The following is a 13,132-nucleotide window of genomic DNA, read 5'->3' as shown; positions in this document are numbered from 1 at the left end:
GGGTCGGGCTGGCGGGGGTCGGTGTGGAGCTCGTCGAGGGCGAAGGGCGCGGGCCGGACGGGCCGCAGGGCGGAGACGACGGTCAGGGGGACGATGGTCTGCCGGGCCCACTGGCCGAAGTCGTAGAGGTTGAGGGGCACCCACTTCGGCAGGTACATGATCTCGGGTGGGAGCTCGGGCAGGTCCTCCCACCGCCACCAGCCGAAGAGGGCCAGCCAGATCCGGGTGAAGACGCGGGTGGCGGCGACGCCGCCCTGTTCGCGGACCCAGGCGGAGGCGGCGGCCATGTGCGGCGCGCCGGGGGCGTCCCCGGCGAGGCGCAGGGCGGTGTAGGCCTCGACGGTGGCGGAGAGCTCGGCGGGGCCGCCGTGGAAGGTGGCCCAGGTGCCGTCGGGGCGCTGCCGCGAGCGGATGAAGCGGGCGGCGGCGGCCGTGGTCCGTTCGTCGTCGACGCCCAGGAACCGGCGCAGCAGCAGGTCCTCGGCGTCCATGGTGACGTTGGTCTCCAGGTCGCCCTTCCACCAGCCCGCCGCGTCCTGGCGGGCCAGCAGGTGGTCCGTGGCGAGGGTGACGGCCCGCGCCGCGGCTTCACGCGTCTTCGGCGCTCCGGGGGACGCCGTGGCGGGCGCCGGAGCGGTGGTGCTGTGGCCGGCCTCGGCCTCGGGGAGCGGTGACTCCCCGGTGCCGTCGGTCGTCGCTGTCATGGTTTCCCCTAATGCAGTGAGTTCCTTCTCTGCCGTACTGCTGTGACTGCCGTACTTCGGGGGGTTCCGTCAGCCGGTGCCGCACACACAAGGCACCGGCCGGCGACCGCGGGCTCAGTTCGCGTCGATCGTGATCAACTCTTCCGTACGACGACGAAGTCGGCGAGCCCGACGAGCTGCGCGCGGACCTCCGCGGGCATGTCGACGCCGTCGAGGGCCTCGACGGCGGTGGCGTGCTGGCGGCGGGCCTCCTGCTCGGTCCACTCGCGGCCGCCCGCCTCCTCGATCAGCGCCGCGCGGGAGGCGAACTCCTCCTCGTCGAAGTCAGCGAGCTGGGCGTCGGTGAGCCCCGCGTCGGCGGCGAGGATGCCGGCGAGCCGCTCGGAGGCGGGGCCGCCGGCCGCGAGGGCGGCGACCACGGGGAGGGACTTCTTGCGCTGCCGCAGGTCGCTCCAGGTCTGCTTGCCGGTGGTCTCCGGGTCGCCCCAGATGCCCAGCAGGTCGTCGACGGCCTGGAAGGCGAGGCCCAGGTGGTAGCCGTAGGCCTCCAGGGTGTCGGCCGTGCGGTCGTCGGCGCCGCCGAGGACCGCGCCGATGGAGACCGCGCAGGCGAGCAGCGCGCCGGTCTTGTTGCCCTCCATCTCCAGGCACTCCGCGACGGTGACGCGCTCGCGGTGCTCGTAGGAGATGTCCTGGGCCTGGCCGTCGATGAGCTTGCGGGTGGCGGTGGTGAGCCGGCGGGTGGCCCGGCCGGCCTCGACGGTGCCGAGCTCCAGCAGGATCTCGTTGGCGAGCGCGAAGAGGGCGTCGCCGACGAGGATGGCCTGGGCCGGCCCGTAGGCCTTCCAGACGGTGTCGCGGTGGCGGCGCTGCTCGTCGCCGTCCATCAGGTCGTCGTGCAGCAACGAGAAGTTGTGCACGAGCTCGACGGCCACCGCGCCCGGGATGCCGGTCTCGGCGGGGGCGCCGGCGGCCTCGGCCGACAGCAGGGCGAGGGCGGGCCGTACGGCCTTGCCCGGGTCGCCGTGGGCGGGCTTGCCGTCGATGTCGATCCAGCCGAAGTGGTAGGCGGCGACGGTGTCCATGGGTGCCGCGAGCCTGTCCACGGCGGCACGCAGCACCGGCGTGGCAAGCGTCCGTCCGCGCTCCAGCAGGGCGCGCACGCCCGCGGTGTCGACAGCTGGGATCGCCGATGTCACGGTCTCTCCTCTGGTGGTGGTCGTGCTCATGCGCGTCCCGCTCGCGGGAACGCGCGCCTTGAGGGCTCGCTGGTTCATACCGCCGCCTCCCGCGCGGAGCTCCGGCGGGGCAGGCCGAGCCCCGAGAGGGCCGCGTCGGCGGCGGCGAGGCCGCTGCGCACCGCGCCCTCCATGGTCGCGGGCCAGCCGGTGGCGGTCCACGCACCGGCCAGGTAGAGGCCGGGCGCGTTCGTGGGGGCGTGCGGCCGGAGCCGGCCGACGCCGGGGGTGGGGGCGAACGTGGCCGTCCGCTCGCGGGTGACGAAGAAGTCCTTCACCCGTGCCGTCCGGGCGGCCGGCAGCAGCCGGGCCAGCTCGGGGAGGTAGCGCTCGCGCAGCTCGGCGACCGGCCGGTCGATGTCGTCCTGCGCGGCGGACTGGGACACGGCCAGGTACTGCGCGGCCTTGTCGCGGGCGGCCAGCCCCGAGGAGTCGGTGCGGTCGAAGACCCACTGCACCGGGCTGCCGAGCGCCGCGAAGAAGGGCTGCCGCAGGACCTTGCGGTCGTAGACGACGTGGAGGTTGAGGATGGGCGCGGTGTCGATGCCCAGCAGCCGGTCGGGGTCGTCAAGGGCGTCCTCGGGCAGCAGCGCGTGGGTCTCGCGCTGGGGCACGGCGAGGACGACCGCGTCGGCCTCCAGCCGCTCGCCCGCGCCCGGCCCGGCCTCGGTGTCGACGTGCCAGCCGCCGTCGGGGCGGCGGGTGATCCCGGTGGCGCGGGTGCGCAGCGCGACGCGGACGCCGGCGGCGTCCAGCGCGGCCCTCGCCATGGTGTCGTGGAGCTCGCCCAGCGGCACCCGGGCCCAGCCGATGTCGGCGGCGCCGGGCTCGGAGAGCAGGCCGGTCTTGAAGACCATGGCGGCCAGGGCCAGCGAGGAGTCCCCGGCGGTGGCGTTGAGGGTGGCCACGCCCACCAGGTCCCACAGGGCCTCGACCGTCCGGGGCGACTGGCCGCGGCGGCGCAGCCAGGTGCCGAAGTCCGTGCCGTCCAGGGCGGGGTCGTCGAGGTCGAGGGAGCGCAGCGCCAGCGCGGCCCGCCCGACCGAGGCCCGCTCGGCGAGCGAGAGGTGGGGGTAGGTGGCGAGGCTGGCGGCCAGGTGGAGGGGGACGGGCAGGCCGGCGCGGCGCAGCCGGCCGAGGCGGGGCCGGCCCGAGGGGTGGCCGACGTCCAGGACGGGCACGTCGAGCCGGTCCTGGACGGGGGCCAGGTGGGCGCCGCCGATCCGGTCGAGGAACCACCGGTAGGCGGTGCAGCAGCGCAGGTAGACGTGCTGGCCGTTGTCGACGGTCAGCTCGCCGCGGCGGAAGGAGAAGGCGAGCCCGCCGAGGCGGGGGCGGCCCTCCAGCAGGGTGACGCGGAGCCCGGCGGCGGCGAGTTCGAGGGCCGTCGTGACGCCCGCGAGTCCGCCCCCGATCACTACCGCGGCCGCCCCGTCGGGGCGGCCTGCTTGGTCCGTGCGGAGCCGGTCGGGCCGGGTTGTCGTTCGTTCTGTCATGCGCCCATCCCCTCGGCTGCTGTCAGGGACGCGTCCGCCGGGCGGAGGGTTGCGCGCCGTTTGCGGGTGCGGTGGACCGCCTCGCCGGGCGTACGGCCGGTACGGGTCGTCATGGTGGGGGCGGGGGTCATCAAACGCGCCCCCTGGCGGTCTGCCGGTGGACGCTGCGCGCGTCGTACCCGGAGAGTCCGCGCACGGCGACGAGGGCCTTCTCGTGGCCCGGCAGCGAGACACGGCCGCGCAGCACCGCCGTGGGCTCCTCGGCGATACGGTCCAGCAGCCGGCGGTAGATGCCGGACATGGCCGCGACGCAGGCGCCGCTGCGCCGGTCGAGCATGGGCAGCAGCTTCATGCCCTCGGCGAACAGCGCGCGGGCGCGCCGGACCTCGAAGTGGACCAGGCCGGTGAAGTCCGCGCCGGCCGGGGGCAGGGCGGAGCGGAACCCGGCCGAGCAGCCGAACTTGGCGAGGTCGTCGGAGGGCAGGTAGGTGCGGCCGTTGGCCGCGTCCTCGCGGACGTCGCGGAGGATGTTGGTGAGCTGGAGCGCCAGGCCCAGCGTGTCGGCGTACTCCGGGGCGCGCGCGGCGTCCCGTGCGCCGGGCACGGTGCCGAAGATGCCCAGGGAGAGCCGCCCGATGGCGCCGGCGACACAGCGGCAGTAGTGGGCGAGGTCGTCCCAGGTCTCATAGGTCTCGCCGCGGACGTCCATCTGGACGCCGTCGATGAGCTCGTCGAGGCCGCCGAGGGGGATGGGGAAGCGGCGCGCGGCATGGGCGAGCGCGACGGCCACCGGGTCGGTGTCGTCCTCGTCGATGTCGCCCGCCCGGATCCGGTCGAGCGTGGTGCGGGCGTCCTCCAGCCGGAGCCGCTTGGACTCGGGGTCCAGGGGCCCGTCACCGATGTCGTCTATGCGCCGGGAGAAGGCGTACAGCGCCGACATGGCCCGCCTCTTGGCGGTGGGCAGCAGTCTGATCCCATAGCTGAAATTGCCGGCCTGCTGTCCGGTGACGGCTTCGCAGTAGCTGTACGCGGCGAGTACCGGCGGCGACGCTTGTGTGGTTCCAGTCACGTCCCGGCTCACCCCTCTCTTCGCAGTGTCGCCCCCACCTCGCGCAGCAGGCTGAGCTTGGTGGGCTTGGGCGGTCCGGGGAGAACGTCGTGCCCCGCGGCGGTGACCGCGGCGAGTGCGGCCCTCCCTCCGCCCACGAATCCCGCGAGCAACAGCTTCAGCCTGCCGTGGACGCTACCCACCAGGGGGGTGCCTTCATTCAGCAGGCGCCGGGCGCGTTCCGCCTCGTACGCGACCAGGGCGCGCACCGACGCGCCAGCGGTCGGGAGGGCGAGATCGGCCTCCGTGACGCGGAAGCGCGCCATGTCCTCGGCGGGCAGGTAGACGCGGTCGCGCCGGAGATCCTCGGCGACGTCCTGTAGGTGTTCGACGATCTGCAGGGCGGTGCAGACCGCGTCCGAGCGGCGGACCCGCTCGGGGCTGGTGGTGCCGGTGATGCCCAGGACGAGGCGGCCGACGGGGTTGGCCGACAGCTCGCAGTAGGCGAGCAGGTCGGCGTAGCTCCCGTAGCGGCGCACGTGCTGGTCCTGGCGGTTCGCCTCGATCAGCCCCAGGAAGGGCTCGGGGGTCAGACCGCACCGGCGGACGGTCGGACGCAGGCGGAGCAGCAGCGGGTGGCGCGGGCCCGTGCCGGTGGTGTCGAAGACGCGATGGAGGTCGGCCTCGAGGGCGTCGAGCATGGCGAGCCGGTCGTCCGTCTGCTCGCGGTCCAGGCCGAGCAGCTCGGCGTCGCGGCCGCCGGGGGCCAGGTCGCCGTCGCCGATGTCGTCGACGAGGCGGGCGTAGCCGTAGACCGCCATGAGATCGGCACGCCAGGCGCGCGGCACGAAGAAGGGCGCCACGGGGAAGTTCTCGTGCGCGGCCTTGTCGAGCACGGCGCGCGCGTGCGCGTCCGTCCCCGCGGTCATCGCGGGCTGCCCGGACCGGGGACGGCGTACGCGTCTCTGATCTGGAGAGTTCCCGTAACCATTGCCGTCACATCTCCCGTTCTACACTGCCGACCCAGAACATCCTATTTCGGACACGCCGCAGGGCGGGCCGCGCCCCGGCCTCCCTTCCGGGCCGCTCCCTCGCGGCCCCGGCGGCGGGTCCGTCCGCGTGGATCGCCACGCCCCGGACCGAAACAGCCGCAAAAGAGCAGGCTACAGCGTACGCCGCACAGGTGTCCGACGCTCGCCGGGGTATGTGCTTGATCCTCACAATGCCACGCGAGCGCCCAATCGGCCCTGACAATAAGCCAGTTGATCGTTACGGAACGGTCAAGGCCCCCGCCGCGACCGCACGGCGGGGGCCTCGCACATCACATCCGCGTCAGCGGGCCGTTTCCTTCTCATAGGCCCGGACGACCTCGTCCGTCGGCCCGTCCATCAGCAGCTCCCCACGCTCCAGCCACAGCACCCGGTCGCACGTGTCCCGGATGGACTTGTTGTTGTGGCTGACCAGGAAGACCGTGCCGGCCTCCTTGCGGAGCTCGCGGATGCGCTCCTCCGAGCGCTTCTGGAAGGCCCGGTCGCCCGTGGCCAGCGCCTCGTCGATCATCAGCACGTCGTGGTCCTTGGCGGCCGCGATGGAGAACCGCAGCCGGGCCGCCATGCCGGACGAGTACGTGCGCATCGGCAGGGTGATGAAGTCGCCCTTCTCGTTGATCCCCGAGAAGTCGACGATGTCCTGGTAGCGCTCGCGGATCTGCTCCCGGGACATCCCCATGGCCAGCCCGCCGAGCATCACGTTCTTCTCGCCGGTGAGGTCGTTCATCAGGGCGGCGTTGACGCCCAGCAGCGAGGGCTGGCCGTCGGTGTAGACCTTGCCGCGCTCGGTGGGCAGCAGCCCGGCGATCGCCTTGAGCAGGGTCGACTTGCCCGAGCCGTTGGAGCCGATCAGGCCGATGGCCTGGCCCCGGTAGGCGGTGAAGCTCACACCCTTGACGGCGTGCACCTCCCGCACCCCGACGCTCGGCTGCCGGCGGACGATCCGGTTCAGGGCAGCCGTGGCACTGCCCCGTCCGGTGTTGCCGCCGTAGACGCGGTAGACGATGTGGACGTCGTCCGCGATCACGGTGGGGACGTGCTCGGAACCCTTGGGGGTGATCTGCTCAGCCACGGCCGTACTTCTCCTCAGCCTTCCAGAAGTAGACGAAGCCGCCGACGCCGATCAGCACGGCCCAGCCGGCCGCCAGCGCCCATACGTGCGGCGGCAGGTGCTTCGCCCCGTAGTCGTCGATCAGCGCGTAGCGCATCAGGTCGATGTAGACGGCCGCCGGGTTGGCCCCCAGCAGATCGATCACCCACTGGGACGCGTGGGTCCGCTTGAGGTTGTCGACCAGGCTGTACATCACGCCCGACGCGTACATCCAGGTGCGCAGCAGGAACGGCAGCAGCTGGGCCAGGTCGGGGGTCTTGCTGCCCGCGCGGGCCAGGATCAGCGCCAGTCCGGTGTTGAAGAGGAACTGGAGCGCCAGCACCGGGACGATCATCAGCCAGGCCGTCGACGGCATGTGCCCGCAGGCGACCAGGACGAGGCCCAGCACGACCATCGAGTAGAGCAGCTGCTGGAGCTGCTGGAGCGCGAAGGAGATCGGCAGGGCCGCCCGGGGGAAGTGGAGGGCCCGGACCAGGCCCAGGTTGCCCGCGATCGCCCGGACGCCCGCCATCGCCGAGCTCTGGGTGAACGTGAAGACGAACACACCCGTCACCAGGAACGGGATGTAGGTGTTCGTCGGCAGGCTCCGCTTCTGGTCCATCATCACGCCGAAGATGAAGTAGTACACGACGGCGTTCAGCAGCGGCGTGGCCACCTGCCAGACCTGGCCCAGCTTGGCCTGGCTGTACTGAGCGGTCAGCTTCGCCCGGGAGAAGGCGACGATGAAGTGGCGCCGCTCCCACAGCTGCCGCGCGTACTCGGCCAGGGACGGCCGGGCGCCGCTCACCGCGAGGCCGTACTTCCGGGCCAGCTCGGCGGCGGGCAGTCCGTCGTCGGGTGACGACGGCACAGTCAGGGCGACCGCACTGTCGTGCGTTGTCTCGCTCACAGTTGACACTTTCGTCCTCAAGGCGCGCACCCGGGGCCGGGCCCCGGTGCGCGCCCGATGCTCTTCGACACGACTTCTCGGATACGAGCTTGTCAGATCACGGGCGGGCGACCCAGTCGGGTCAGGCGCCACACGGTACGCCACTTCATCGGGCGCCGTGGTCCGCACGGGGTCGTCCACCCCTCGCGGAAGCCGCCCAGCCACGCGCGCAGCGCGGGCAGGGAGGGCCGCCGGGCCAGGGTCAGCAGCAGCCAGACCCCGACGTAGACGGGGACCAGTGGCGCGGGCAGATTGCGGCGGGCCAGCCAGACCCGGTTGCGGGCCACCATCCGGTGGTAGACGGCATGGCGGCTCGGGGCGGTCGTGGGGTGGTGGAGCACCATGTCCGACCGGTAGTCGATCATCCAGCCCGCGTCCAGGGCCCGCCAGGCCAGGTCCGTCTCCTCATGGGCGTAGAAGAACTCGTCCGGCAGCCCGCCGACCTCGGCGAAGACCCGGGTGCGCGCCGCGTTGGCGCCACCGAGGAAGGTGGTCACGCGCGAGGAGCGCATCGGGTCGGACGCCCGCAGCCGGGGCACGTGGCGGCGCTGGGTGACGCCGGTGTCCGGGTCGGCGATCCGGAAGCTGATGATGCCCAGCTCCGGGTCGGCCGCGAACGCCTCCCGGCACAGCTGGGCCGTGTCCTGGTTCGGCAGGTGCCCGTCGTCGTCGAGGAAGAGCAGGACGTCGACGTCCCGGCCGGCGGGGCCGAAGGCCTCGATGCCGACGTTGCGGCCGGCCGGGATGCCCACGTTCTCGGGCAGCTCGACGGTGCGCACGGCGAGGCCGGGCACGGACAGCTCGGGCAGCGGGGAGCCGTTGCCGACGACGACGACCTCGATGGGGTCACCGGTCTGCTTGGCGACCGACTCCAGCAGGGCGCGCAGCTCGTCGGGGCGGTTGCCCATGGTCAGGACGACCGCGCCGACCTTCATGCGGTTCTCTCGGGTATCGGTCATTTCAGCCTGCTCGACGCCAGGATGGACACCAGGTGCAGCACCGTCTGGAGCAGCGCGATGCCGGCCAGCACAGCGGTGCCGAGGCGGGTGAAGAACAGGTCTCCGTGGGCCGCGTCCGCGATCGCGAGGACCAGGATCAGCAGGGACGCCTCGATGCCGAGGATCAGCCGGTGGAACTTCAGCGCCGCGGCGGCCTTGCGGGCCAGGGCCACCTTGGAGGAGCGCGGCTCGGCCGCGGACTCCTTGACCGGCGGCAGCCCGGCCTGGTGGCGGGCGACGCCGACGAGGTCGGTCTCGGCCTTGATCAGCACGGCGCCGAGCGCGGCGAGCGTGCCCAGGAAGGCCCACAGCCAGTCGATCCGGCCGCTCCCCCACAGGTCGGCGGCGCGCAGGCCCAGACCGGTCAGGACCGCGGCGTCGCACAGATAGGCGCCGACCCGGTCCAGGTACACCCCGGAGTTCGAGTACTGCTTCTTCCAGCGGGCGATCTCACCGTCGACGCAGTCCAGCAGCAGATAGAGCTGGACCATGACCACACCGAGGACGGCGCCCCAGATCCCCGGCACCAGCAGGGCCGGGAGCGCGAGGACGCCCGCCACGGTCATCAGGTAGGTGAGCTGGTTGGGCGTGACCCTGGTGTTCACCAGATGGCGGTCGACCCGCAGCGAGATCTCCCGCATGTACAGGCGGCCCATCCAGTGCTCGCCACTGCGCCGGTCCTTCACACCCGCGGGGTGGACGACCGGGCGGAGTTCAGCGACTGATGGTTTGTGCATAGTCGGCGTACGCGTCCCTGATCTGATCGGTGGAGAGGTCGAGGTGCTCCAGGATGGTGTACCTCCCGGGGCGGGTCTGCGGCGCGTACTCCACGACCGAGACGAACTCGTCGTCGGTGAAGCCGATGTCGCCCGGCAGCACGGGCAGAGCGTGGCGGCGCAGCACCTCGACCATGAGCGCGGATTCCTCACGGGCACCGCGCAGGTGCATCGCGAAGGCTGCCCCGAGGCCGCACTGCTCGCCGTGGCTGGCGGCGCGCCTGGGGAAGAGGAGGTCGAAGGCGTGGTTGATCTCGTGACAGGCGCCGGAGGCCGGCCGGCTGTCGCCCGCGACGGACATCGAGATGCCGGTGAGCACCAGGCCCTCGGCGAGCACCTGGAGGAAGGCGTCGTCGCCGACGCCGCCCGGGTGGCGCAGCACGGCCTCGCCGGCCTGCCGGGCCATGGCCGCGGCCAGTCCGTCGATGTCCTCGCCGCGCTCGCGGTGGGCGAGCTCCCAGTCGGCGACGGCGGAGATGTTGGAGATCGCGTCGCCGATCCCGGAGCGGACGTAGCGGGAGGGGGCCTCGCGGATGATGTCGAGGTCGATGACGACGGCGATCGGGTTGGGCACACCGTACGAGCCCCGGCCCGCGTCGTTGTCGAGCGTGGCGACCGGCGAGCAGAGCCCGTCGTGCGAGAGGTTCGTGGCCACGGCGACCAGCGGAAGCCCTATGCGGGCGGCCGCGTATTTGGCGCAGTCGATGATCTTTCCGCCGCCGAGGCCCACGACCGCGTCGTAGCGCCCCTTCTTCATGCGGTCGCCGAGCCGGACGGCGTCGTCGAGGGTGCCGCCGCCCACCTCGTACCAGGAGGCGCCCGGCAGCGCCGGGGCGAGCCGCTCGCGCAGCTGCGCCCCGGAGCCGCCGCTGATGGCGATGGCCAGCTTGCCGGAGCTGGAGATCCGCTGGTCGTGGAGGAGTCCCGCCAGGTTGTTCAGCGCTCCGGCGCGGATGTCGACGACGACCGGCGAGGGGATGAGCCTCGTCAGTACTGGCACGCGATCTCCCGGCCCTTGGCGAGGTCGTCGTGGTTGTCGATCTCGACCCACTTCACTTCGCCGATGGGGGCCGTGTCGATCTTGAAGCCGCGGTGGACGAGCTCCTGGTAGCCGTCCTCGTAGTACAGGTCGGGGTCGCGCTCGAAGGTGGTCTTCAGGGCGTCGGCCAGCTCGGCGGCGGCCTCGGCCTCGATCAGGGTGACGCCGATGTACTCGCCGGTGGCGTCGCCGGGCTCCATCAGCTTGGTGATCCGCCGGACGCCCTTGCCGGGCTCCACGATGACCTTCATCTCCTCGTCGGCGAGGTTCTTCACCGTGTCGAGGGCGAGGATGATCTTCTTGCCGTCGCCGCGGGCGGCGAGGAGGGTCTTCTCGACGGAGACGGGGTGGACGGTGTCGCCGTTGGCGAGGATCACACCGCGGCCGAGCACGTCACGGGCGCACCACAGGGAGTAGGCGTTGTTCCACTCCTCGGCCTTGTCGTTGTCGATCAGGGTGAGCGTGAGGCCGTACTTGGCCTCCAGCGCCTCCTTGCGCGCGTACACGGCCTCCTTGCGGTAGCCGACGACGATCGCGACCTCGGTCAGGCCGACCTCGGCGAAGTTGCCGAGCGTCAGGTCGAGGACCGTCAGCGAGTCCTCCGAACCTTCGGGCCCTACCGGCACCAGCGCCTTGGGCAGCGTGTCGGTGTAGGGGCGCAGACGCCGTCCGGCGCCGGCGGCCAGCACGAGGCCGATCATGCGGGTTCTCCTGTTTCGTCGTGGACTGCGGGCGCCCCGGAGGACACCCAGAACCGGATGCTCTCGCTGAGCACCACGAGCGCGATGGCGGCCGCCAGGACCGTCAGCGCGATGGTGAAGCCTCGGCCGTGCCACAGGGAGGCGGCGGCGGTGACCGCCAGCACGCGTCCCTCGTGCCCGCCGATGGCCCGTACGAGCCAGTGCGGGGGCGCGCCGGTGCCGCCGCGGATGCGGTACACCGTGTCGTAGTGATGGTAGGCGACCGCGGCGACCAGCCCGAATGCCGCGGGCAGGGCGCCGGGGGCGCCGGAGCGGGCGGCGAGCAGCAGGACGATCCCGTACTCGGTGGCCCGGAAGACGGGCGGGACCAGCCAGTCGAGCGGTCCCTTGAGGGCGTGCGCCACGGCGACGCCCGCGAGCAGCGCGTACACCACGGCCGGGGGCAGCCCCCGCCACGTGCCCAGGTTCCCGGCGGCCAGCGGCCAGACGAACAGGGCCGCGGCGGCGAGCAGCGCCCAGTAGGGCGCGCTGTACGAGCCGCCGGGCACCCGGCGGCCCAGGACGCGGCCCACGGCCTCGGCCACCGGGCCGGAGTCCGCGAGGTCCGCGAGCGCCCCGGCGGCGCGGTCGGTGCGCTTCGCCTTGCGGGTGAGCGAGCGCAGCACCCGGCCGGCGGTGGTGTAGCAGGCGGCGAAGGCACAGCCGATCAGCAGGACGACGAAGGTCACCCGGGGGGTGGTCAGCGCCGTGAGCAGCGCTATCAGCGCCCAGCGCTCACCGATGGGCAGGATGATCATGCGCCGGACCCAGACGGTCCAGCCGACGCTGTCGAGCCGGCCGGAGAGGGCGGCGGTGGGGCTGGTGTTGGCGGTGGCGTCGTGGTTGGCCTCGTTGAAGGCGAAGTCGACGACATGCCGGCAGGTCTGGAGGACCATGGCGCCGAGCGCGAGGGCCCAGACGTCATCCCCGCCACGGGCGGCGCCGAGCGCCAGGCCCGCGTAGTAGGCGTACTCCTTGGCCCGGTCGAAGGTCGCGTCGAGCCAGGCGCCGAGCGTCGAGTACTGGAGCGAGTAGCGGGCGAGCTGGCCGTCGGTGCAGTCCAGGACGAACGAGGCGATCAGCAGCACGCCCGCCGCGACGAACCCGGGCCGGGTGCCGGTGGCCGCGCAGCCGGCCGCGATCAGCGCCGTCAGCAGGGACGCGGTCGTCACCTGATTGGGGGTGAGACCGCGGCGGGCGCACCAGCGGGCGATGTACCGGGAGTAGGGGCTGACGCAGAAGGTGGTGAAGAAGCCGTCGCGGGACTTCACGGCGGCGCGCAGCCGTACGGCTTCGTCGTCGACGGCGTCGACCTCCGCCAGCGCCTTCGCGCGGGCGTCCGCGCCCTCGGGCAGCTCGGCGACGAGCACACCCAGCTCGGGGCGGTGCACGGGGACGCCGGCGGCTTCCAGCCGGGCGGCGAGCTCGTCGGGCAGGCTGCCGCCGCCGGACGGCCGGCCCGCGCTCTCGGCACCGGTCTCGCCCGGCGCGGCCGGGCGCGAGGGCTCCCGCCGGGCGGCCGCGTCGGTGCCGTCGGCCCGAGCGGCCGGGCTCGCGCCCGTCGTCTCGGTCAGCGCCCGCGCCAGCGGGCCGCGTGCCTCGGCCTGGACCGTCAGGGCGCCGGTCACGGCGCCCGCCGGGAAGCGGGGGTCGGTCAGGGCCAGGCGCAGGGCGTGGACGTGTCCCGTGAAGCGGGGGTCGACGACGGCGACCCGCTCGGCGGCCGGGACCGCGGCGAGCTCCCCGGCCGCGCCGGCGGCACCGGTCGCGGTGCGCACGTCGAAGCCGAGCGCCCGCAGGTCGTCCTCCAGCGAGGAGCCGGCGGGCGGCGGACCGATGAGGATGGCGGTCGACAGACGAACTCACTCCTTGCGGCTGGCGTGGCCGCCGTGCGGCCGCGGGACGCGGCGGGCGGCTGGCGTACCGCGCCGGGCCCGGCTCTGCGGGGCGGCGCACGGCACGACGGCAGAGGCTATCGGATCACCGGAAGGCCGAGTTCACCGCA

Annotated in this window: 13 protein-coding genes; all 13 read right to left on the bottom strand. The window is 73.1% G+C overall.

Translation table 11 applies throughout. From position 1 onward, the window contains the following. A partial coding sequence (locus tag K6I33_RS07970; protein ID WP_275126650.1) for a prenyltransferase/squalene oxidase repeat-containing protein occupies window positions 1-704 on the bottom strand: 704 nt, incomplete at its 3' end. A 134-nt stretch (window positions 705-838) separates the two neighbouring features. Next, window positions 839-1,933 carry a polyprenyl synthetase family protein gene (locus K6I33_RS07965; protein ID WP_229349256.1) on the bottom strand — a complete coding sequence of 365 codons (1,095 nt, stop codon included), beginning with the start codon at window positions 1,931-1,933 and terminating at the stop codon, window positions 839-841. 44 nt (window positions 1,934-1,977) lie between these two features. Next, window positions 1,978-3,438 (bottom strand): hydroxysqualene dehydroxylase HpnE, encoded by a 1,461-nt coding sequence (gene hpnE, locus K6I33_RS07960; protein WP_229349250.1) that lies wholly within the window; start codon window positions 3,436-3,438, stop codon window positions 1,978-1,980. After that, window positions 3,435-3,569, bottom strand: a complete 135-nt coding sequence (locus K6I33_RS35960) for a hypothetical protein (protein ID WP_275126649.1) — start codon at window positions 3,567-3,569, stop codon at window positions 3,435-3,437. The genes hpnE and K6I33_RS35960 overlap by 4 nt, the downstream gene beginning before the upstream one ends. After that, a complete protein-coding gene (gene hpnD / locus K6I33_RS07955) occupies window positions 3,569-4,519 on the bottom strand; it encodes a presqualene diphosphate synthase HpnD (protein WP_229349248.1) in 951 nt (316 codons plus the stop codon). The genes K6I33_RS35960 and hpnD overlap by 1 nt, the downstream gene beginning before the upstream one ends. Further along, window positions 4,516-5,415, bottom strand: a complete 900-nt coding sequence (gene hpnC, locus K6I33_RS07950; protein ID WP_229349246.1) for a squalene synthase HpnC — start codon at window positions 5,413-5,415, stop codon at window positions 4,516-4,518. The genes hpnD and hpnC overlap by 4 nt, the downstream gene beginning before the upstream one ends. Window positions 5,416-5,818: 403 nt before the next feature. Further along, entirely contained in the window at window positions 5,819-6,607 is a 789-nt protein-coding gene (locus K6I33_RS07945; RefSeq protein WP_229349244.1) for an ABC transporter ATP-binding protein, read from the bottom strand. Further along, window positions 6,600-7,535 (bottom strand): ABC transporter permease, encoded by a 936-nt coding sequence (locus K6I33_RS07940; RefSeq protein ID WP_229349242.1) that lies wholly within the window; start codon window positions 7,533-7,535, stop codon window positions 6,600-6,602. Before K6I33_RS07940 ends, K6I33_RS07945 begins: the two co-directional genes overlap by 8 nt. 92 nt (window positions 7,536-7,627) lie before the next feature. After that, window positions 7,628-8,533: a glycosyltransferase family 2 protein gene (locus K6I33_RS07935; protein WP_229349240.1), complete on the bottom strand. Its 906-nt coding sequence runs from the start codon at window positions 8,531-8,533 to the stop codon at window positions 7,628-7,630. Next, window positions 8,530-9,309: a CDP-alcohol phosphatidyltransferase family protein gene (locus tag K6I33_RS07930; RefSeq protein WP_229349238.1), complete on the bottom strand. Its 780-nt coding sequence runs from the start codon at window positions 9,307-9,309 to the stop codon at window positions 8,530-8,532. Before K6I33_RS07930 ends, K6I33_RS07935 begins: the two co-directional genes overlap by 4 nt. Continuing rightward, window positions 9,287-10,348 carry an iron-containing alcohol dehydrogenase family protein gene (locus K6I33_RS07925; RefSeq protein ID WP_229349236.1) on the bottom strand — a complete coding sequence of 354 codons (1,062 nt, stop codon included), beginning with the start codon at window positions 10,346-10,348 and terminating at the stop codon, window positions 9,287-9,289. The genes K6I33_RS07930 and K6I33_RS07925 overlap by 23 nt, the downstream gene beginning before the upstream one ends. Next, entirely contained in the window at window positions 10,336-11,088 is a 753-nt protein-coding gene (locus K6I33_RS07920) for a sugar phosphate nucleotidyltransferase (protein WP_229349234.1), read from the bottom strand. Before K6I33_RS07920 ends, K6I33_RS07925 begins: the two co-directional genes overlap by 13 nt. Next, window positions 11,085-12,983: a DUF5941 domain-containing protein gene (locus K6I33_RS07915; RefSeq protein WP_229349254.1), complete on the bottom strand. Its 1,899-nt coding sequence runs from the start codon at window positions 12,981-12,983 to the stop codon at window positions 11,085-11,087. The genes K6I33_RS07920 and K6I33_RS07915 overlap by 4 nt, the downstream gene beginning before the upstream one ends. Window positions 12,984-13,132: the final 149 nt, after the last annotated feature.

This window comes from Streptomyces sp. UNOB3_S3, from assembly GCF_020740895.1.
Taxonomy (GTDB): Bacteria; Actinomycetota; Actinomycetes; order Streptomycetales; family Streptomycetaceae; genus Streptomyces.
This window is presented reverse-complemented; position numbering and strand designations above follow the sequence as displayed.